The sequence below is a fragment of the Flavobacterium eburneipallidum genome (genome assembly GCF_027111355.2).
GTDB lineage: Bacteria > Bacteroidota > Bacteroidia > Flavobacteriales > Flavobacteriaceae > Flavobacterium > Flavobacterium eburneipallidum.
The window spans coordinates 3218527-3240084 of the sequence record NZ_CP114291.2 but is presented as its reverse complement, the minus strand read 5'-3'; the positions used below and the strand labels follow the sequence as shown (position 1 = coordinate 3240084).

At 33.7% G+C, this 21558-nt stretch carries 16 protein-coding genes; 15 read left to right on the top strand and 1 reads right to left on the bottom strand.

Going from position 1 to position 21558, the window contains the following annotated elements; all coding sequences use genetic code 11:
* Positions 1-46 precede the first annotated feature (46 nt).
* The 6 genes from rpoC (at position 47) to OZP15_RS13670 (ending at position 9264) form a co-directional block, all read left to right on the top strand.
* Positions 47-4357: a DNA-directed RNA polymerase subunit beta' gene (gene rpoC / locus OZP15_RS13695; RefSeq protein ID WP_281336402.1), complete on the top strand. Its 4311-nt coding sequence runs from the start codon at positions 47-49 to the stop codon at positions 4355-4357.
* Between the two features lie 99 nt (positions 4358-4456).
* Complete coding sequence (locus OZP15_RS13690) at positions 4457-4759, top strand: DUF3467 domain-containing protein (RefSeq protein ID WP_269226011.1); 303 nt, start codon at positions 4457-4459, stop codon at positions 4757-4759.
* A 254-nt stretch (positions 4760-5013) separates the two neighbouring features.
* On the top strand, positions 5014-7260 hold the full coding sequence (locus OZP15_RS13685) for a DUF8693 domain-containing protein (RefSeq protein WP_281336401.1): 2247 nt from the start codon (positions 5014-5016) through the stop codon (positions 7258-7260).
* 36 nt (positions 7261-7296) lie between these two features.
* A complete protein-coding gene (locus OZP15_RS13680) occupies positions 7297-7530 on the top strand; it encodes a hypothetical protein (RefSeq protein ID WP_269226009.1) in 234 nt (77 codons plus the stop codon).
* A 220-nt stretch (positions 7531-7750) separates the two neighbouring features.
* Positions 7751-8122 (top strand): hypothetical protein, encoded by a 372-nt coding sequence (locus OZP15_RS13675; RefSeq protein WP_269226008.1) that lies wholly within the window; start codon positions 7751-7753, stop codon positions 8120-8122.
* A 158-nt stretch (positions 8123-8280) separates the two neighbouring features.
* Positions 8281-9264, top strand: coding sequence for an IS256 family transposase, variant Zn-binding type (locus tag OZP15_RS13670; protein WP_432419391.1), 984 nt, complete (start codon positions 8281-8283; stop codon positions 9262-9264).
* Positions 9265-9466: 202 nt separating this feature from the next.
* Here OZP15_RS13670 and OZP15_RS13665 read toward each other — a convergent pair whose 3' ends face one another.
* Positions 9467-11056, bottom strand: coding sequence for a peptide chain release factor 3 (locus OZP15_RS13665; protein WP_281336399.1), 1590 nt, complete (start codon positions 11054-11056; stop codon positions 9467-9469).
* A gap of 328 nt (positions 11057-11384) precedes the next feature.
* Between OZP15_RS13665 and eno the strand changes: the two genes are divergently transcribed.
* The 9 genes from eno (at position 11385) to OZP15_RS13620 (ending at position 21528) form a co-directional block, all read left to right on the top strand.
* A complete protein-coding gene (gene eno, locus OZP15_RS13660) occupies positions 11385-12677 on the top strand; it encodes a phosphopyruvate hydratase (RefSeq protein ID WP_269226006.1) in 1293 nt (430 codons plus the stop codon).
* A 148-nt stretch (positions 12678-12825) separates the two neighbouring features.
* On the top strand, positions 12826-14109 hold the full coding sequence (locus tag OZP15_RS13655) for a citrate synthase (protein ID WP_269226005.1): 1284 nt from the start codon (positions 12826-12828) through the stop codon (positions 14107-14109).
* Between the two features lie 78 nt (positions 14110-14187).
* Positions 14188-15099 carry a dimethylarginine dimethylaminohydrolase family protein gene (locus OZP15_RS13650; RefSeq protein ID WP_269226004.1) on the top strand — a complete coding sequence of 304 codons (912 nt, stop codon included), beginning with the start codon at positions 14188-14190 and terminating at the stop codon, positions 15097-15099.
* A gap of 119 nt (positions 15100-15218) precedes the next feature.
* Positions 15219-16157 (top strand): citrulline utilization hydrolase CtlX, encoded by a 939-nt coding sequence (ctlX, locus tag OZP15_RS13645; RefSeq protein ID WP_269226003.1) that lies wholly within the window; start codon positions 15219-15221, stop codon positions 16155-16157.
* 223 nt (positions 16158-16380) lie between these two features.
* Positions 16381-16746, top strand: coding sequence for a CoA-binding protein (locus tag OZP15_RS13640; RefSeq protein WP_269226002.1), 366 nt, complete (start codon positions 16381-16383; stop codon positions 16744-16746).
* Between the two features lie 479 nt (positions 16747-17225).
* Complete coding sequence (locus OZP15_RS13635) at positions 17226-18176, top strand: GDP-L-fucose synthase family protein (protein ID WP_269226001.1); 951 nt, start codon at positions 17226-17228, stop codon at positions 18174-18176.
* Positions 18177-18282: 106 nt separating this feature from the next.
* The gene (locus OZP15_RS13630; protein WP_281336398.1) at positions 18283-18675 is read left to right on the top strand and encodes a four helix bundle protein; all 393 of its coding nucleotides are present in this window, start codon (positions 18283-18285) and stop codon (positions 18673-18675) included.
* Between the two features lie 121 nt (positions 18676-18796).
* Positions 18797-19888 (top strand): GDP-mannose 4,6-dehydratase, encoded by a 1092-nt coding sequence (gene gmd, locus OZP15_RS13625; protein ID WP_281336397.1) that lies wholly within the window; start codon positions 18797-18799, stop codon positions 19886-19888.
* Between the two features lie 113 nt (positions 19889-20001).
* Entirely contained in the window at positions 20002-21528 is a 1527-nt protein-coding gene (locus OZP15_RS13620) for a hypothetical protein (RefSeq protein WP_281336396.1), read from the top strand.
* Positions 21529-21558 lie beyond the last annotated feature (30 nt).

Sequence of the window (21558 nt, the reverse complement as noted above, 5' to 3'; positions counted from 1 at the left end):
TACAAGAAATCAATTTTTAATTGCAAATAAATCAATAGTAAAAACTATGATGAACAATAGAAATAATAATAAAGATAAGAATCCTGTAAAAAGATTCAACAAAATTTCGATAGGACTAGCTTCTCCTGAATCTATCTTGAAAGAATCAAGAGGTGAAGTATTGAAGCCCGAAACTATCAACTACAGAACGCACAAACCAGAGCGTGACGGACTTTTCTGCGAAAGAATCTTCGGGCCAGTAAAAGATTTCGAATGTGCTTGTGGTAAATACAAAAGAATCCGTTACAAAGGAATCATTTGTGACCGTTGTGGTGTTGAAGTTACCGAGAAAAAAGTACGTAGAGATAGAGTAGGTCACATCAACTTGGTAGTGCCAATTGCTCATATCTGGTATTTCCGTTCTCTTCCAAATAAAATTGGTTATATTTTAGGTCTTCCATCTAAGAAATTAGATATGATTATCTATTATGAAAGATATGTTGTAATTCAGGCTGGTATAGCCAAAGGTCCTGATGGAGAATCTATCCAAAGATTAGACTTCTTAACAGAAGAAGAATATTTGAATATTTTGGATAGTCTTCCAGCTGATAACCAATATTTAGATGATTTTGATCCTAATAAATTTGTTGCCAAAATGGGAGCAGAGTGTATTATGGATTTATTAGCTCGTATTGACTTGGACGCATTGTCTTATGAATTACGTCACTCTGCTAATAATGAAACGTCTAAACAACGTAAAACAGAAGCATTAAAAAGATTACAAGTTGTTGAATCATTCCGTGAGTCTAACTTGAACCGTGAGAATCGTCCTGAATGGATGATTATGAAAGTAGTTCCAGTTATTCCACCTGAATTGCGTCCATTAGTGCCACTTGATGGAGGGCGTTTTGCCACTTCGGATTTGAATGATTTATACCGTCGTGTAATTATCCGTAACAATCGTTTGAAAAGATTAATGGAGATTAAAGCTCCTGAAGTAATCTTGAGAAACGAAAAACGTATGTTGCAGGAATCAGTAGATTCACTTTTCGATAATACTCGTAAAGCATCTGCTGTAAAAACGGAATCAAACAGACCATTAAAATCATTATCTGATTCCCTTAAAGGAAAACAAGGACGTTTCCGTCAAAACTTATTAGGTAAACGTGTGGATTATTCTGCTCGTTCGGTAATTGTTGTTGGACCTGAATTGAAATTGTCTGAATGCGGTATCCCAAAAGATATGGCAGCCGAATTATACAAACCTTTCGTTATCCGTAAATTGATAGAAAGAGGAATCGTAAAAACGGTAAAATCAGCTAAAAAAATAATAGACAAAAAAGAGCCAGTAGTTTGGGATATTTTGGAGAATGTAATCAAAGGACATCCAATCTTACTGAATCGTGCTCCTACTTTGCACAGATTAGGTATTCAGGCATTCCAGCCAAAATTAATTGAAGGAAAAGCAATCCAATTGCACCCTTTAGTTTGTACGGCATTTAATGCGGATTTTGATGGGGATCAAATGGCGGTTCACTTGCCATTAGGACCAGAAGCTATCTTGGAAGCACAATTGTTAATGTTGGGTTCTCACAATATCTTGAATCCAGCCAATGGTGCTCCAATTACGGTACCTTCTCAAGACATGGTTTTGGGTCTATATTATATGACTAAAGAGCGTTTGTCAACACCAGATCATACTATTTTAGGTCAAGATTTAACATTATACTCTGCAGAAGAAACTAATATTGCTATCAATGAAGGTCGTTTAGAATTGAATGCTCGAGTAAAAATTCGTGCAAAAGATTACAACGAAAACGGAGAATTGGTATATAAAATTATCCAAACAACTGCCGGTCGTGTATTGTTTAACGAAGTAGTACCGCCAGCAGCAGGATATATCAATGAAGTATTGACCAAGAAAAACTTGAGAGATATTATCGGACACATTTTGAGTGTGACTGATGTACCTACTACAGCTGCCTTCTTGGACAATATGAAAAACATGGGGTATAAATACGCATTCAAAGGAGGATTATCTTTCTCTCTTGGAGATATTAGAATTCCTGATCAAAAACCAAAATTAATTGCAGATGCCAGAGAGCAAGTTGAAGGTATTTCTGCTAACTATAACATGGGTCTTATTACCAATAACGAACGTTACAACCAAGTTATTGACGTATGGACTTCAACCAATGCACAGCTTACAGAAGCAGCAATGAAAAACATTAGAGAAGACCAGCAAGGTTTCAACTCGGTGTATATGATGCTTGATTCTGGAGCGAGGGGTTCTAAAGAACAGATTCGTCAGTTAACTGGTATGCGTGGTTTGATGGCTAAACCAAAAAAATCAACTGCTGGTGGTGGAGAAATTATCGAAAACCCGATTCTTTCTAACTTTAAAGAAGGTCTTTCAATCCTTGAGTACTTTATCTCTACTCACGGTGCTCGTAAAGGTCTTGCGGATACGGCTTTGAAAACTGCTGATGCTGGTTATTTAACAAGAAGATTGCATGACGTTTCTCAAGACGTAATTGTAAATACAGTTGACTGTGGTACTTTAAGAGGTGTTGAAGTTTCAGCACTGAAAAAGAACGAAGAAATTGTTGAAAGTTTAGGTGAAAGAATATTAGGACGTGTAGCATTACAAGATGTTATCAATCCTTTGACAAACGAGCTTATTATTGCAGCTGGTGAACAAATTACCGAAGCTTACATGAAAGTAATCGAGGCTTCTCCAATTGAAAAATTAGAGGTTCGTTCTCCATTAACTTGTGAGGCTACAAAAGGTATTTGTGCTAAATGTTACGGTCGTAACTTGGCAACAGGTAAAATGACTCAAAAAGGAGAAGCAGTTGGTGTAATTGCCGCTCAATCTATTGGAGAGCCTGGAACACAGTTGACATTACGTACTTTCCACGTTGGAGGGGTTGCAGGAGGTATTTCTGAAGAGTCTAGTATTGTAACTCGTTTTGCAGGAAAATTAGAAATCGAAGATCTAAAAACTGTTAAAGGTGAAGACGGAGAAGGTAATGCAGTTGATATTGTAGTATCTCGTTCTACCGAATTGAAATTAGTTGACGAAAAAACAGGTATCTTGTTGAGTACAAACAACATTCCTTACGGTTCTAGTATCTTTGTTAAAGATGGCGAATCAGTAGCTAAAGGAACTGTGATTTGTAAATGGGATCCTTATAATGGAGTTATTGTTTCGGAATTTACAGGTAAAATTGCTTACGAAGATTTAGAACAAGGACAATCGTTCATGGTTGAAATTGATGAGCAAACTGGTTTCCAAGAAAAAGTAATTTCTGAATCGAGAGCTAAAAAATTAATCCCAACTTTATTGGTTTACGGTAAAGATGGTGAATTGATTCGTTCTTATAACTTACCAGTTGGAGCCCACTTGATGGTTGATAATGGTGAGAAAATTAAAGCAGGTAAAGTATTGGTTAAAATTCCACGTCGTTCTTCTAAATCAGGAGATATCACGGGAGGTTTACCAAGAATTACCGAGTTGCTTGAAGCGCGTAACCCATCTAACCCAGCTGTAGTTTCTGAAATCGATGGTGTGGTTTCTTTTGGAAAAATCAAAAGAGGTAACCGTGAAATTGTTATCGAATCTAAATTTGGTGAGGTTAAGAAATACTTGGTAAAACTTTCTAGCCAAATCTTGGTACAAGAAAATGACTTCGTAAGAGCGGGAGTACCATTGTCTGACGGAGCAATTACTCCAGAAGATATCTTGAGAATTCAAGGTCCAGCAGCTGTTCAACAGTATTTGGTAAACGAAATTCAAGAAGTATATCGTTTGCAAGGGGTAAAAATCAACGACAAACACTTTGAAGTAGTAATACGTCAAATGATGCGTAAAGTAAGAGTACAAGATCCAGGAGATACTTTATTCCTAGAAGATCAATTAATTCATACGAAAGATTTTATCGTTGAAAACGATAAATTATACGGTATGAAAGTGGTTGAAGATGCTGGAGATTCTGCTAACTTGAAACCAGGACAGATTGTTACTCCTCGTGAATTGCGTGATGAAAATTCATTATTGAAACGTACGGATAAAAATCTTGTTGTAGCTCGTGATGTTATCACTGCAACTGCAACTCCTGTATTGCAGGGTATCACTAGAGCATCTCTTCAAACGAAATCGTTTATTTCGGCTGCATCGTTCCAGGAAACTACTAAAGTATTGAATGAGGCTGCAGTAGCAGGTAAAGTTGATTACTTAGAAGGATTGAAAGAAAATGTAATCGTTGGTCATAGAATCCCTGCCGGAACTGGTATGAGAGAATACGATAATACGATTGTGGGATCAAACGAAGATTACCACGAAATGATGGCAAATAAAGAAGAGTATATATACTAATTAATTTAGAGATTGAAAGATTTAAAAATTTAAAGATTGTCTTGATGGTCTTTAGATTTTTAAATCATTAAATCTTTCAATATTTAAATTTTTTAAAATATGAAAGAGCAACAAGGACAATTAGACATCGAATTGGACGAAAAAACAGCCGAAGGGATTTATTCTAATTTGGCAATTATTAACCATTCATCATCTGAATTTGTTTTAGATTTTGTAAGTGTTATGCCAGGTGTTCCTAAAGCAAAAGTGAAATCAAGAATTGTCTTGACTCCACAGCATGCCAAAAGATTATTGAGAGCAATTGGTGAAAACATTCATCGTTTTGAAGTCGCTCATGGCGAAATCAAAGATACTGAACAACCACCTATTCCTTTGAATTTTGGTCCAGCAGGACAAGCATAAATATGATTAAGGCTCCAGAAATGGAGCCTTTTTTATTTGCAATAATGTCTTCTAAATTAATTCAATTATTTGATTAGTACTCTGTGAGTATGGATAGGACTCTTTATTTTAAAGTGTCTTTTTTTTGTAGTGTAACTGTTTCTTAATCATTTGATAATAGAATTTCATTGGTTGTGATTGTAATTTTGATTTTTTTTGTATTATTGTTTTACATATAATTTTCTTATTAATACTAACTTAATACACAAAATGCGATGGACAAAATTACTTTAGGTTTTTTTCAGGTAAAAAGTAAAACAACAATCAAAGGATTGTTGTTGGTTTTTGCCTTGTTATTAATGAACACACAGTCGAGTTGGGGGCAAAAATTGCTTCAATGGAATACTTCGGGGAATTTAGGTACAGAAACTACTGAACCAACTTTTGTAAATGATGTTAATATTAATGCTTCTAATTTAACTCAAGGGTCTATAGTTGCTGCGGCAAATGGTAATCGTTTTGGTGGAAGTGGATGGTTTGATTCTGGAAATACAGTAGCTGGAAATACTTTGACAGAGGCAGTCTCTGGAAATAATTATATTCAATTTATTGTTACGCCAAACAGTGGTTATTCTTTCACGCCAACTTCATTTGTGTTTAAGTGGGACAGATCTGGAACAGGCCCATCAAATGTTACTTTAAGATCATCCGTAGATAATTTTACATCTGATTTGGGTTCGGTTGCAGGTATGGTAAGTGGAGGCGTTGCGACTACAACTGACAGAACAATAACAATTTCAGGTCTTGAAAATATTACTACTCCAACTACTTTTAGAATATATGCTTATGGAGCTACAGCAAGTGGCGGAACTGGAGGCTTTGATTGTGCTGCAGGGTCAACATCAAATGTAGTTTTGAATGGAACAACTGCTGTGATATGGAACGGTTCTAGTTGGTCAAACACGACTGGACCTGATGCTACAATAGAAGCGGTTATTGACGGAACTTACAATACAAATGTTGGTGGAAATCAAGGTGTATTTACAGCCAAAAAATTGACAGTAACTTCACAAGGGGCTTTGACAATTAATTCAGGGACAAATGTAACTGTTCAAAATGAAGTAATCAATAATGGAAGTTTGGTGGTAGAAAACAATGCCAATTTGATTCAAGTAAATAATATGGCAAATTCAGGGAATGTAGTGGTAAAACGCAACGGAAATTCTCTGTATCGTTTGGATTATACGTTATGGTCATCGCCAGTGGCTAGCCAAAATTTAGCAGCATTTTCACCTTTGACTTCTCAATCTCCAAGTCGTTTTTATGATTACAATTCTAGCTTGAATAGATATGCAGTTATTGCTGACCCATCTACTACGAGTTTTGTTGTTGGGAAAGGAAACCTAATCCGTATGCCTAATACAAATCCTTTAGCAGGGTATGACGAGGGAACTAGTACGCTAACTTTTGAAGGGATTTTTTCAGGTGTATTAAATAATGGTAATATATCAGTAACTTTAAGTGATTTAGGAAATAAATTTAATTTAGTAGGTAACCCTTATTCATCTATCTTGGATGCCGAATTGTTTTTGGATGCCAATGTTTCAAACATAGAGAATACACTGTATTTCTGGAGAAAGAAAAATGCTGCATCAGGATCGGCTTATGCAACTTATACTGATGGAGGAGGAACAACAACAGAACTAGGTATTCCTACACCAAATGGGAAAATTCAAGTTGGGCAAGGATTTTTTGTGCAAGCAAAATTAGGAATAACAGTAAGTGATTTTTTTACTAACGCAATGCGTGAAGTAACTCCATCAAGTACACAATTTTATAAAACGCAAAAAGGAATTGCTAAAGACCGTCTTTGGTTAAATCTAACAACAACTACAGGTGTTTTTAGTCAAGCATTAGTAGCTTATATTTCAGACGCAAAGTCAGGATTGGATTCTTATGATGGAAAATACATCAATGACAGTCCAATTGCTTTAACTTCTGCTATCAATAACGAAGAATATACTATTCAAGGGCGTCCAACATTTGATGCTACTGATGTAGTTGCATTAAATTTTAAAACTGATGTAGCGGGAGATTATACTATAGCTATAGATCACGTAGATGGATTGTTTGCTGCTGGTCAAGACATTTATTTAGTAGATAGTAAAACAGGAACTGAAACCAATTTGAAAAATAGTGCTTATACCTTTACTACAACTTCTGGATCAGACAATACGAGATTCTCATTGAAATATCAGAAAACATTAAATGTAGATGAATCTATTTTTGATGAAAATGCTATAACTGTATATAAAAATAATGGTAATGTGTTTGTAAAATCTGCTAATAGTATTATTAATGATATTCAGGTTTATGATGTTCAAGGAAGGTTAATTCTAACCCAAAACGATGTAAATTCTAATACTGCTACAATCAATAATTTAAAGGCAAATCATCAAATTTTGATTGTAAAAGTAATGACTCAAGATAATAAAGTAGTGATTAAAAAAGTAGCAAATTAGAAATAGAGCTTAATAAAAACCATTAAATTGATAAAAATGAAAAATACATTATTAAAATATTATATACTTGCTATTTACTTCTTCTCTAATGTAGTTTTGTTTGCACAAGCAACGCCAGGAGCCGAAGATACGACAGATACTTTAGAAGAATCAACAGGAGATACTACACCATTGCCAATTGATGATTATATATTGATTGTGGCAGTAATTGGTTTAATATTTGTTTTTTTGAAATACAGATCTATTCAAAACGCCAAGCTAAATAGTTAGAGAACAACTATTTCAGATTTTACAATGCCCTATTTCAAATATGAAATGGGGCATTGTTTTTTTTGGTTATATTCATTTATTAATGAAAAAATAACCTCAAATTGTGTTTTTAACGAGTTTTGTAGTGGTTTATCGAAAATATTTTAGTGCGGTTTAGTATTGTTATAGTTTTACATCAGATAAGAGAAAACAAATTAACTTCTCTTCAAAAAAAACTATCATGAATCATTTTTTTACACAAGTTGGAATACAAAAAAGCAAAACATTCTTTATGCTTTTATTCTTTATGCTTTTGTCTAATAGTACTATTTTTGCTCAAACTTCGGTGTCTGATGCTACTTCTAAAACAGAAAACAATGAAATGGTAAATAACACAGTTGAAATAAACACTATAAATCCAGATACTAATTCTTCAAATAACATGAACTTTGTTCTTTGGTTTATGGGATCAAAACAAGACCCTAATGTGAAAATATCACCTGCTGGAGAAAACACTAGAAGACAATTTATTACTTCAGGATTAGCTCCAAATCGTTTGTTGATTAAAGCTTTTTTGAAAAAAGCAGTAAATTTTGAGATTGCTACTAGCTAACCAAAAATACATTCAAATAAAAAAAAACGCTAATTGAAAAATTAGCGTTTTTTTTAATCGGTTTAATAGTCAAAAATGGTTGGTAAAAATGCTGTGAGACATTATAAAATATGATGTTCCCAAAAGTTTATTGAAATTCGTTTCAATAAACTTTTTTTATTTATGAAAAACTCAAAAAAAAGCGTTGTCCAACCTGCAAAAGTCTTCAAACAATTAAATGGGGAATAAGAGAAAATAAGCAGCGATTTAAATGCAAAGATTGCGGACAATTGTTCACCGCAAACAATAAATCTGTTTCGGATTCTAACAAAGAAATATGGTTCAAAAATTGGATAATTGGTAAAGATACCTTTGATAAAATCTCATTCGAATCAGGATATAGTAAAAGCACCTTGCAACGTTATTTTTCAAAAATGCTACGTAAAGCACCTGTTTTAGAATTTAGTTCTACCGATGAAATTTATTTAGTCCTGGACGGAACTTACTTTCCAAATGATATTTGTTTGATAGTTTATAGAAACTTTCATTTAAAGTCAACACAACTTTATCGGATGACCAATGGGGAGCATTTTGAAGAGATTGCAGAAGACTTAAGAAATTTATTGAATCTAGGAATCAAAATAAAAAGCATCACATCAGATGGAGATAAATCCTCCATAAAAGCCATTAAAATAGTTTGTCCAAAAGTTCCTTTTCAACGATGCTTGGTACATATATCAAGAATGTGTAACATATGGCTTACACAACACCCAAAGCATAAATCAGGCTTTGAACTCAAGCAAATTGCTGTGAAAATTCATCATATTAATTCTGAATATAAACGTCAATTATGGCTTATGGAACTGGTTCAATGGGAAGAAGAATATAGAGATTTCATCAATCAAAAATCATATAATATCGAAACAGGCAGGTATTGGTATACTCATAAAATGGTAAGAAGATCATTTAGCGTAATAAAGAAAGCATTACCCAATATGTTTATGTATTTGAAAGATGATAAAATACCCAATTCAACAAATTCTTTAGAATCCTTTTTTGGACATTTAAAAGGCAATTTGAATGTTCACAGAGGATTAAGCTTGGCTAATAGAAAGAATTTTTTGAAATGGTATTTGTATTATAAAAACCAAAGCAGTAAATAGGTTTTTTTAGCCATTTTGCACACCAAAAAATGTATAAAAAAGGGCAGATAAACTGCCCTCATTTTTCGTATGTGCATCAAATCTATTGCTAATTGGTTGCTCCCCAGCAGAGCCAATGTCCTCTTCAATTTGATAGGGGTAATTTAATCAATCTATAATGAAAAATTACCAACCATTTTTGACCACATTACCTTTTAATCTGTTATTCAAATTCCGAAGTAAAAAATAATTTCACATTTGGATATTTATTTTGAGTCATTTGTATCGTGAAATCTGAATCGGCAAGAAATACCAATTGACCGTACTTATCGTGAGCCAAGAATTTTTGTTTAATTCTTCTAAATTCCTTAAACTCTTCGCTTTTTGGGTCATTTGGTTTTACCCAACACGCTTTGTGAACTGGGAAATTTTCATACGTACATTTAGCGCCATATTCGTGTTCTAATCGGTATTGGATAACTTCATATTGAAGTGCTCCAACGGTTCCAATGATTTTTCGGTTATTCATTTCAAGTGTAAACAACTGCGCAACCCCTTCGTCCATCAACTGGTCAATTCCTTTATCTAGTTGTTTGGCTTTCATCGGATCAGCGTTGTTGATGTATCTAAAATGCTCTGGCGAAAAGCTCGGAATTCCTTTAAAACTCATAACTTCGCCTTCCGTTAAAGTATCTCCAATCTTGAAATTTCCTGTATCATGTAAACCTACAATGTCTCCAGGGTACGAAATATCAACAATTTCTTTTTTCTCTGCAAAGAAAGCATTCGGACTAGAGAATTTTAAATTCTTTTTCTGACGAACGTGAAGATAGGGTTTGTTTCTTTCAAAAGTTCCAGAAACAATTTTAATAAAAGCCAATCTATCTCTATGTTTCGGATCCATATTGGCGTGGATTTTAAAAACAAATCCACTCATTTTTTCTTCTTTCGGGTCAACCAATCGGGTTTCAGAATCCTTTGGTCTTGGCGATGGAGCAATATCGACAAAACAATCCAATAGTTCTCGAACGCCAAAATTATTCAATGCTGATCCGAAAAAAACTGGTTGTAATTTTCCGTCCAAATAATCCTGACGATCAAATTTAGGATACACTTCATCAATCAATTCCAGTTCTTCTCGAAGTCTGTCGGCAGGTTTTTGACCAATTATTTTTTCTAATTCAGGACTTTTTACATCCGAAAAAGCAATGGTTTCTTCGATGTTTTTGCGACTATCTCCGCTAAATAAATTGATGTTTTGCTCCCAAAGGTTATAAATTCCTTGAAAATCATATCCCATTCCGATAGGAAAACTTAAAGGTGTGACTTTTAGACCTAGTTTTTGTTCCACTTCGTCCATCAAGTCAAAAGCGTCTTTTCCTTCACGGTCTAATTTGTTGATGAAAACGATGATAGGAATTTTACGCATTCTACACACGGCAACTAATTTTTCCGTTTGTTCTTCGACCCCTTTGGCAACGTCAATCACAACTATTACGCTATCGACAGCAGTTAAGGTTCTAAAAGTATCTTCGGCAAAATCCTTGTGTCCGGGAGTATCGAGAATGTTTATTTTTTTGTCTTGATAATTGAATGCCAAAACCGAAGTCGAAACCGAAATTCCTCTCTGGCGTTCAATTTCCATAAAGTCACTCGTCGCTCCTTTTTTGATTTTGTTGTTTTTTACCGCACCTGCTTCCTGAATCGCTCCTCCAAAAAGAAGTAGTTTTTCTGTCAATGTGGTTTTACCGGCATCGGGATGCGAAATAATCCCAAAAGTTCTTCTTCGCTGTATTTCTTCTAAAAAGCTCATATTTTGTATAAATAGTTTGCAAAAGTACTATTTATAAATGCGAATTAAAAACAATGTGTCGTACTGAACAAAAAAAGTCAGTTGGCTTTGTAGAAATGAGCTACTATTTTTTGAAACTCCTGTTTTTAGGATTCAAATATTTTTGTGAATTATTGCGAAAATTTAACATGAACAACGAATTCAGTTTTAAAAAATCAGTTGTTTATTATTTTTTTTGAAAAATATCGTTTTCGTTGATAAGATTAATACGTTTTAATTATTCATTTATTGAAGAAATAATATATTTGTAATTCGAAATTTATAATTCAAATTTAAAAACCAAAAAGTAATGAGTATTATTATCAAAATTCACGCAAGACAAATTTTCGATTCAAGAGGAAATCCTACAATTGAAGTAGATGTAGTAACAGAAAATGGAGTTTTAGGAAGAGCAGCAGTTCCATCAGGAGCATCAACTGGTAAATTTGAAGCCGTTGAACTACGTGACGGAGGAAAAGCATTCCTAGGAAAAGGAGTTTTGAAAGCGGTTGAAAATGTAAATACTAAAATTGCTGAAGAATTGGTTGGTACATCTGTTTTTGAACAAAACTTGATTGACCAAACTATGATTGAATTGGACGGTACGCCAAATAAAGCAAACTTGGGAGCTAATGCTATTCTTGGAGTTTCGTTAGCTGTTGCAAAAGCTGCTGCTGCTGAACTGGGATTACCATTATATAGATATGTAGGTGGAGTTTCTGCTAATACATTGCCAGTTCCAATGATGAATATCATCAACGGAGGTTCGCACTCTGATGCGCCAATCGCATTCCAAGAGTTTATGATTTTCCCAGTAAAAGCCACTTCTTTTACACATGCTATGCAAATGGGAACTGAAATTTTTCACAGTTTGAAAAAAGTGTTGCACGATAGAAATTTGAGTACTGCTGTAGGTGACGAAGGAGGATTTGCTCCGAACTTGGCTGGTGGAACTGAAGATGCTTTGGATACTATCAAATTGGCAGTGGAGAAAGCAGGATATACTTTCGGAGACGAAATTATGGTAGCTTTAGACTGTGCTTCTTCTGAATTTTATGTGGACGGAAAATACGATTACTCTAAATTTGAAGGTGCTACTGGAAAAGTTAGAACTTCTGCTGAACAAGTAGATTATTTGGCAGAACTAGCTGCTAAATACCCAATTATCTCTATCGAGGATGGAATGGATGAAAACGACTGGGATGGTTGGAAATTATTGACAGAAAAAATTGGAGATAAGGTTCAATTAGTAGGAGATGATTTGTTTGTAACGAATGTAGAGCGTTTGTCAACAGGAATTGAAAGAGGAATTGCTAATTCTATTTTGATTAAAGTAAACCAAATTGGAACTTTGACAGAAACAATTGCTGCTGTAAACATGGCTAAAAATGCAGGTTATACTTCAGTAATGTCTCACCGTTCAGGAGAAACAGAAGACAATACTATTGCAGATTTAGCAGTAGCTTTGAACTGTGGTCAAATCAAAACAGGTTCTGCTTCACGTTCTGATCGTATGGCAAAATACAATCAATTGTTAAGAATTGAAGAAGAATTAGGAAATACAGCTTATTTTCCTGGTAAAAATGCTTTTAAAATAAAATAAGCATACAATTTTTATTAAAAAGCCATTTACGACAAGTAAATGGCTTTTTTTTTGACTTTTAACATTTTCATTAAGAATTCCATTTTTTAATTTAATCAAAATTGACTAGATTTGGAGAAATATTTTTTAAAAGATTATTATATATACTATGTCAAAAACTGCAACACTAGAAATTGAAGGCAAAAAATATGAGTTTCCAATATCTGTTGGAACCGAAAATGAAATGTCTATCGATATTAGCAAATTACGTGACTTGTCAGGAGCAATCACAATGGATCAAGGATATAAGAATACAGGAGCGTGTAAAAGTGAAATTACTTTTCTAGATGGAGAAGAAGGAATTTTGCATTACAGAGGGTATTCTATTGAAGAATTAGCTGCTAAAGGAAATTTTCTTGAGGTTTCTTATTTGTTGATTTTTGGTGAATTACCAACGGCTTCACAGTTGCAAAGTTTTGAAACAGATATTAGAAAATATACTTTGGTTAATGAGGAAATGAAAAACATTATTGATGGTTTTCCTAAAACGGCTCACCCAATGGGGGTTTTGGCATCATTAACTAGTGCATTGACCGCTTTTAACCCAAAAGCTGTTGATCCAAATAATAAAGAAGAATTATATACCGCAGTTTGTAAAACAATGGGTAAATTTCTTGTAATTGCTACTTGGACATACAGAAAAACGATGGGTTATCCTTTGAATTATTACGATAATACTTTAGGATATGTGGAAAATTTTATGAACTTGATGTTCAAATTGCCAACAGAGCCATACAAAGCCAATCCTGTAATTACACAAGCTTTAGATAAATTGTTTATTCTTCATGCAGATCACGAGCAAAACTGTTCTACTTCTACAGTAAGAATGGTAGGTTCATCTCATGCTGGATTATTTGCTTCAATTTCTGCTGGAGTTTCTGCACTTTGGGGACCATTACACGGTGGAGCCAATCAAGCAGTTCTTGAAATGTTAGAAGAAATCAATGCTAATGGAGGCGATGCTGCTAAATATATGGATAAGGCTAAAGATAAAAATGACCCTTTCCGTTTGATGGGCTTTGGTCATAGAGTCTATAAAAACTTCGATCCAAGAGCAAAAATCATCAAAGTGGCTGCTGATGAAGTATTAGGAACATTGGGTGTGAATGATCCAATTTTGGACATTGCTAAAAAACTAGAAGCATTAGCATTATCAGATGAGTATTTTGTATCTAGAAAATTATATCCAAACGTAGATTTTTATTCTGGAATCATTTACAGAGCATTAGGAATTCCAACAGATATGTTTACTGTTATGTTCGCTATTGGTAGATTACCAGGTTGGATTGCGCAATGGAAAGAAATGAGAGAAAACAAAGAACCAATCGGAAGACCAAGACAAATTTACACTGGTTCGCCTTTGAGAAGTTTTGTTGAAGTTGACAAACGATGATTACAAATAAATTTTATAGAAAGCCTCGCTATTTGCGAGGCTTTTTTTATCTTTGAGAATAGCCAAATCTCAAATACATTGAAATTAAATATAAATAACGAAACATCCAGACTTCGAGCAGTTGTACTAGGATTAGCCAATAGCAATGGACGAACTCCAACTACTGAAGAAGCTTATGATCCAAAATCATTGGAACATATCTTGGCGGGGACTTATCCAGTAGAATCTGATATGGTGTCAGAAATGGAAGCTTTCAGTCATGTTTTAAAAAAATATGATGTAACTGTTTTTCGACCAGAATTGATTGAAAATTACAATCAGATATTTGTTAGAGATATTGGGTTTGTAATTGGAGATGTTTTTATCAAATCAAATATTCTTCCAGATAGAGAACATGAATTAGATGCTATTCAGTATATAATCAATCAAATAAATCCGAGTAAAGTGCTTCGTCCTCCTGTAGAAGTGCATATAGAAGGTGGTGATGTCATGCTTTGGAACGATTATGTTTTTATTGGAACCTACAAAGGGAGTGATTATAAAGATTATATCACAGCTAGAACCAATCCAGCAGGTGTTCAATACATCAAAAAAATATTTCCTAATAAAATAGTCAAGGAGTTTGATTTAATCAAATCTAAAATCGATGCTCGCGATAATGCTTTGCATTTAGACTGTTGTTTTCAACCTGTTGGAAAAAACAAAGCCATCATTTATAAAAGAGGTTTTCGAGAAGAGGCAGATTATCTATTTCTTGTGAATCTTTTTGGTGTAGAAAATTTGTTTCATATCACTAGAAAAGAAATGTATAACATGAATTCTAATGTTTTTTCTATTGATGAGAATGTAGTGGTTTCTGAAAAGAAATTTAGACGACTAAACAAATGGTTAAAAGCAAATGGTTTTACAGTAGAAAAAATTCCATACTCTGAAATTGCCAAACAAGAAGGATTGTTGCGATGTTCTACCTTACCTTTGATTAGAGAATGATATGAATGTTGTGACCATGAATTGAGTGCTAAAATTTATAATTTCATAAAATACGTAGAAGAAAATTGGAAAAGCTAATTTTACAATCTACAATCTACAACTTATAACATATAACTAAAATGAACCAAACAACAAATTCCATTTTAATGATTCGTCCAGTGGCGTTTCGAATGAACGAACAAACGGTGGTAAATAATTATTACCAAAAAGGGTTGAAGGATTTATTGCCAACAACTGTAAATGCCAAGGCGCAAGAGGAATTCGATACTTTGGTCAAAAAACTACAAATAGTTGGAGTAAATGTCATTGTGGTCGATGATACTTTAGATTCGGATACTCCTGATAGTGTTTTTCCAAATAATTGGATTTCCTTTCACGAAAATGGCGATGTAGTTTTGTATCCTATGTTTGCCGAAAATCGTCGTGCAGAACGTCGAGAAGATATTTTGGATATTCTGGAAGACAATGGTTTTGTAATCAACGAAATTATGGATTATACTACTGCCGAAGAGGATAGTTTTTATCTTGAAGGTACAGGAAGTGTTGTTTTAGATAGAGAAAATGGTAAAGCGTATTGCGCGTTATCGCCACGTGCAGACGAAGAATTGTTTATCGAATTTTGTGAGGATTTTGAGTATAGTCCCATATTGTTCGAAGCCTTTCAAACTGTAGAAGGAGAGCGAAAATTGATTTATCATACCAATGTGATGCTCTGTATTGGCGATACTTTTGCAGTAATTTGTTCAGATGCTATAGATGACAAAAAAGAGCGAAAAATGGTGCTAGATAGTTTGCGAGGTGATGGTAAAGAAATTATCCTCATTACCGAAGCGCAATTGAATAGCTTTGCAGGGAATATGTTAGAAGTTCTTGGGGCGGATGATAGAAGGTATTTAGTAATGAGTACTGCGGCGTACCAAAGTTTGACCAAAAAACAAATCGCCCAACTCGAAGAACATTTGACAATTTTGCATTCAAGTCTAGAAACCATCGAAGCTTGTGGCGGAGGTAGTGCTCGATGTATGATGGCTGAAATTTTCTTACCAATAGAAGACTGATTTTGAAAGCAGTAAAAATGTTAAAATTACTCAATAGTGCTAAAAAAGGAGTTACAGCATCACAGGTTGTATAATTTCACATCTGTGATGCCGTTTTTGTTTCTGTGTTTAGCAAATAATTTATAAAACGTTATTAAATTCAAATAATCTAGAGATTCAATTTTAAAGAGGAATACCTAGGAATGGGGATTTTTTATCCTATACTTTTTTGTACTTTTGTCCAATGAAAAATAAAAAGACATTGGTTCTTGGTGCTACTGCCAAACCAGAAAAATATGCCTACAAAGCCATTTCGTTACTTGTTGAAAAAGGACATTCGGTTCTAGCTATTGGTCAAAATGCAGGCGAAGTAGCAGGAATTAAAATTCAAACCAAGGCTATTCCACTTAAAAATATTGATACAGTAACCTTGTATCTCAATCCAGCTCGTCAACGCGAATATTATAATTACATTATTGAAGCAAAACCAAAAAGAGTGGTTTTTAATCCAGGAACTGAAAATCCAGAATTTTACCAGTTATTAGAATTGAATAATATTAAGGTAGAAGTAGCTTGTACATTGGTGTTGTTGACTATCAATCAATATTAGTGTTTTTAATTTGTTCTTAAAAGGTTAAGTGTTGTTTTTAAATGATTTTTGAACTAGAAGTTTGTTTTTACCGTAAATATTGCAAATAAAAGTAAGAATATTAAAAGCGATAAATATTAATTTTGGAGCTAATTCAAATTGGTAATCGTTTTTTGTTTGTTTAAAATGAATGATTTAAAATTTAATCAGAATTAAAGGTTTAAGAGTTTAACTTGTGAAGTTTGCTAAATTGTTAAATTTTGTACTATTTTTTGTAAGTAAGTTAATGTTTAGATTTTAAAATCAAGGATACTTGACTATATTTGCAAACGAAATAAAGTTATGTCTGAATCATCAAAATGTGATTTGGAATGGCGAAGCCGTATAGTTTGGATTGTAAAATTAACTAACTGTTTGGTTTTTAGCCTTAATTTAACTTAATTTGTTGTTAAAGAAAAAGAATTAATTCTTACAAATAGAATTAAAAAATAAAAATGATTATGGATAAAAAGGCTAAAATTTACATTGCAGGTCACAAAGGGATGGTAGGTTCTGCTATATGGCGAACACTTTTTGCGAAAGGATATACTAATTTGATAGGATCGTCCAGTAGCGAATTGGATTTAAGAAATCAACAAGCGGTTAAAGAGTATTTAGCAGTAGAAAAACCAGATGTGATAATAGATGCTGCTGCAAGAGTAGGAGGTATTTTGGCGAACAATGATTATCCCTATCAATTTATTATGGAAAATATGCAAATCCAGAACAATTTAATTGATTCGGCGATGCAAACAGGAATAGAGAAGTTTATTTTCCTAGGCAGTTCTTGTATTTATCCAAAACTGGCAGCTCAACCTTTAAAAGAAGATTGTTTGCTTACGGGTGATTTAGAGCCAACCAATGAGTGGTATGCTATTGCTAAAATTACTGGTGTAAAAGCGTGTCAAGCCATTCGCAAACAATTTGGAAAAGACTACGTGAGTTTGATGCCAACTAATTTATATGGCACTTATGATAATTTTGATTTGAATACCTCGCACGTATTGCCAGCGATGATGCGGAAATTTCATGTTGCTAAAGAAAATAACCATGCTCCAGTTACCCTTTGGGGAAGTGGAACTCCAATGCGTGAGTTTTTATTTGTAGATGATATGGCTGCGGCTGTGGTTTTTGCATTAGAAAATAAATTACCAGATTATTTATATAATGTTGGAACAGGAGTAGATTTGACCATTAAAGAATTAGCCGAAACCATTCAAAAAATAATTGGGCATAAAGGTGAAATTATTTGGGATGCAACTAAACCAGACGGAACACCAAGAAAACTAATGGATGTGTCCAAGATGCACGAATTAGGTTGGAAACACCAAGTCGATTTGGAAGCAGGAATTCAAAAAACCTACGATTGGTTCTTGGAGAATGTAAATGAGATTAAGGAAGTAAAAATGTAAAAAGGTTTAATCGTTTAGGAAAAGGTTAATCGGTTAATTGTTTTAGGAAAAAAGTTAATCAATTAACCAGTTAATCAAATAACCAGTTAATCAAATAAACAATAAAATGAACTATCATATTTATTCTTTCGAAAAACTTGAAGTTTATCAGTTGGCTAGAAGATTTAAGATAGACATAAAATTGATGAGTCGGTTGTTTCCTAATGAAGAGCGGTTTGATTTAATTAGTCAAATCAATAGATCGTCAGCCAGTATTTCTGCAAACTTGGCAGAAGGTTCAGGAAGAGCTACTAATTTTGACCAAGCACATTTTACTAATATGTCTTATTCGACTGGATTGGAAACTATTGATCATTTGAATACGGCTCTTGATATGAAATATATTAGTGAAGAAAAATATATGGAGTTGAGGATAAAATTAGATGAAATATTGAATAAGTTAAATTCACTTTATAAATATCAAATTAATAATAAAGAAACATTAAAGAAAAAAACATAAGAAGTTTAACTAGGTTAATTGTTTAGGAAAAGTTTGATTGGTTAATCGTTTACAACTAACCAACTAACCAACTAACCAACTAATTAACCAGTTAACCAAATAATCAGTTAATCAAAAAAATATGAGCACACAACAAAAAGTAGCCCTTATTACAGGGATCACAGGTCAAGACGGATCTTATTTAGCAGAATTATTATTAGAAAAAGGTTACCAAGTTCACGGTGTTAAGAGAAGAGCTTCTTCTTTTAATACACAAAGAATCGATCATATTTATCAAGATCAACACGAATCTCACGTTGATTTTAAATTGCATTATGGTGATTTGACTGACTCTACTAATATTATCAGAATCATTCAGGAAGTACAACCTGACGAAATTTACAACCTAGGTGCAATGTCTCACGTAAAAGTATCTTTCGATTCTCCTGAATATGTGGCCAATGTGGACGGAATAGGTACTTTAAGAATCTTGGAAGCGGTTAGAATTCTAGGACTTGAAAAGAAAACCAGAATTTACCAAGCTTCCACTTCTGAATTGTATGGAGGTTTAGCCGAAAATAAAAATGCAGCAGGTTTCTATGATGAAAACTCTCCATTCTATCCTCGTTCGCCTTATGGAGTAGCTAAAATTTATGGTTTTTGGATAACTAAAAACTATCGTGAAGCTTATGATATTTATGCTTGTAACGGAATCTTATTCAACCACGAATCACCACGAAGAGGAGAAACTTTCGTAACTCGTAAAATTACTATGGCAACCGCAGCTATTGCTTTAGGAAAACAAGATTGCCTGTATTTAGGAAACTTGAATTCACAAAGAGACTGGGGTCATGCTAAAGATTATGTAGAAGCCATGTGGAGAATCTTGCAACAAGACGTTGCTGAAGATTATGTAATTGCAACTGGAGTTACTACTTATATCCGTGATTTTGTTCGTTATTCTTTTGCTGAAGTAGGAATTGAATTAGAGTTTGAAGGAGAGCAAGAAAACGAAACTGCCAAAATTGTTGCTTGCAACAATCCAGAATACCAATTGCCAATAGGCACAGTAGTAGTACGAGTAGATCCACAATACTACCGTCCTACCGAAGTAGATTTGTTAATTGGGGATCCAGCAAAATCTAAAAAATTAGGTTGGACGCCACAATACGATTTAGCTGGTTTGGTTAAGGAAATGGTAGCTAGTGATTTGGAGATTGCTAAAAGATATTAAAACCGAATAAATTAATTACTTGATTTTTAAGTAATACCAATAGAATATGTATGAATCGATTCATTTATAATAATGAATCGATTTATTGTTTTCTAACAATCACATTAAAAAAAATGCAAGCAGCGCATCGTGTAGCTAAAAATACTGGAATTCTTTATGCACGGATGGCGATTACCGTTTTCATATCGCTCTATAGTACTAGATTGGTTTTAGCCGCTTTAGGCGTAGCTGATTTTGGTTTGTTTAATGTAGTAGGTGGAGTAGTTGCAATGCTTGGTTTTTTGAACGGCTCGATGGCAGCGGCAACTCAAAGGTTTATGTCGTATGCTCAAGGAGAAGGCGATTTAGAGAAAGTAAAACGCATCTTTAACATGAGTACGATTTTGCATGCTGGAATTGCGGTGCTGATGGTACTGGTTTTAGAAATTGCTGGTTATTTCTTCTTTAATGGAATTTTGAATATTGCTCCTGAACGAGTAGAGGTGGCTAAAATAATCTACCATTTTATGGTGGCTAGCACTTTCTTTACCGTTTTGTCTGTGCCTTATGAAGCCGTTATTACCTCACACGAAAACATGCTTTTTTATGCTATTTTAGGAATACTAGAATCCGTGTTAAAATTAGGGATTGCCTTGTATATTACCTACAGTGCTTACGATCATTTGGTAATGTACGGATTGTTAATGGCGGTTTTAGCTGTTTTTTTATTGTTTTTGCGACAACTGTATTGCCATCGCAACTATGTGGAATGTGAGTTTAATTTTCGCAAATACTACGAGAAAGGCTTAATGAAAGAAATTAGCAGTTTTGCGGGTTGGTCGCTTTTGGGGTCGGCTAGTAGTATGATTGCTAATTATGGTCAAGGAATCGTAATCAATATTTTTTTTGGGACTTTAGTCAATGCAGCACAAAGTATTGCCGCTCAAATAAGCGGTCAATTGGGAGTGTTTTCTTTGACATTAAGTAAAGCATTAAATCCTTTAATTGATAAAAGTGAAGGTGCTGGTAATAGGCAGATGATGTTAAAAGCTACTTTGGGAGGGACTAAAATTTCCTTTTTTTTATTAAGCTTTCTATATATCCCTTTTCTAATAGAAATGCCATATATTCTAGCTTTATGGCTCAAAGATGTTCCTGAATTCACAGTAGTTTTTTGCCGATTATTGTTGATAAGGAATTTAATAGAGCAGTTGTATATTCCTTTAACAAATGCTTTAGCAGCTGTTGGTAATATTAAAAAATTTCAAATCGTAAGTTCTTTATTAAATATTGTTCCTATTATTGTTTCTTATGTGTTTTTTAGTTTAGGATTTCCGCCCTATAGCCTTTATATTGCTTTTATGTTGTTTTCGGCTTCCATGCTTTTCAATGTTATTTATTTTTCCAAAATTAATTGTGATTTACAAGTAGAAGTATTTTTAAAAGAGATAGTTTTTAAATGTTTCCTAACATTTGCATTAGCTTTATCAATTGCTGCCATTCCAATCTTTCTGATTACTAATGAATTTATTCAATTTGCGGGTGTTTCAATTTTTGGATTAGCTTCTTATTTACTATTGATATGGATGTTTTTATTGTCTCAATCAGAGAAAGATTTAGTGTTAAATATTAAAAACAAGTTGATGAACCGTATTCGGTAATTCATTTTAAAAAAAGTAAAGACAATTTTT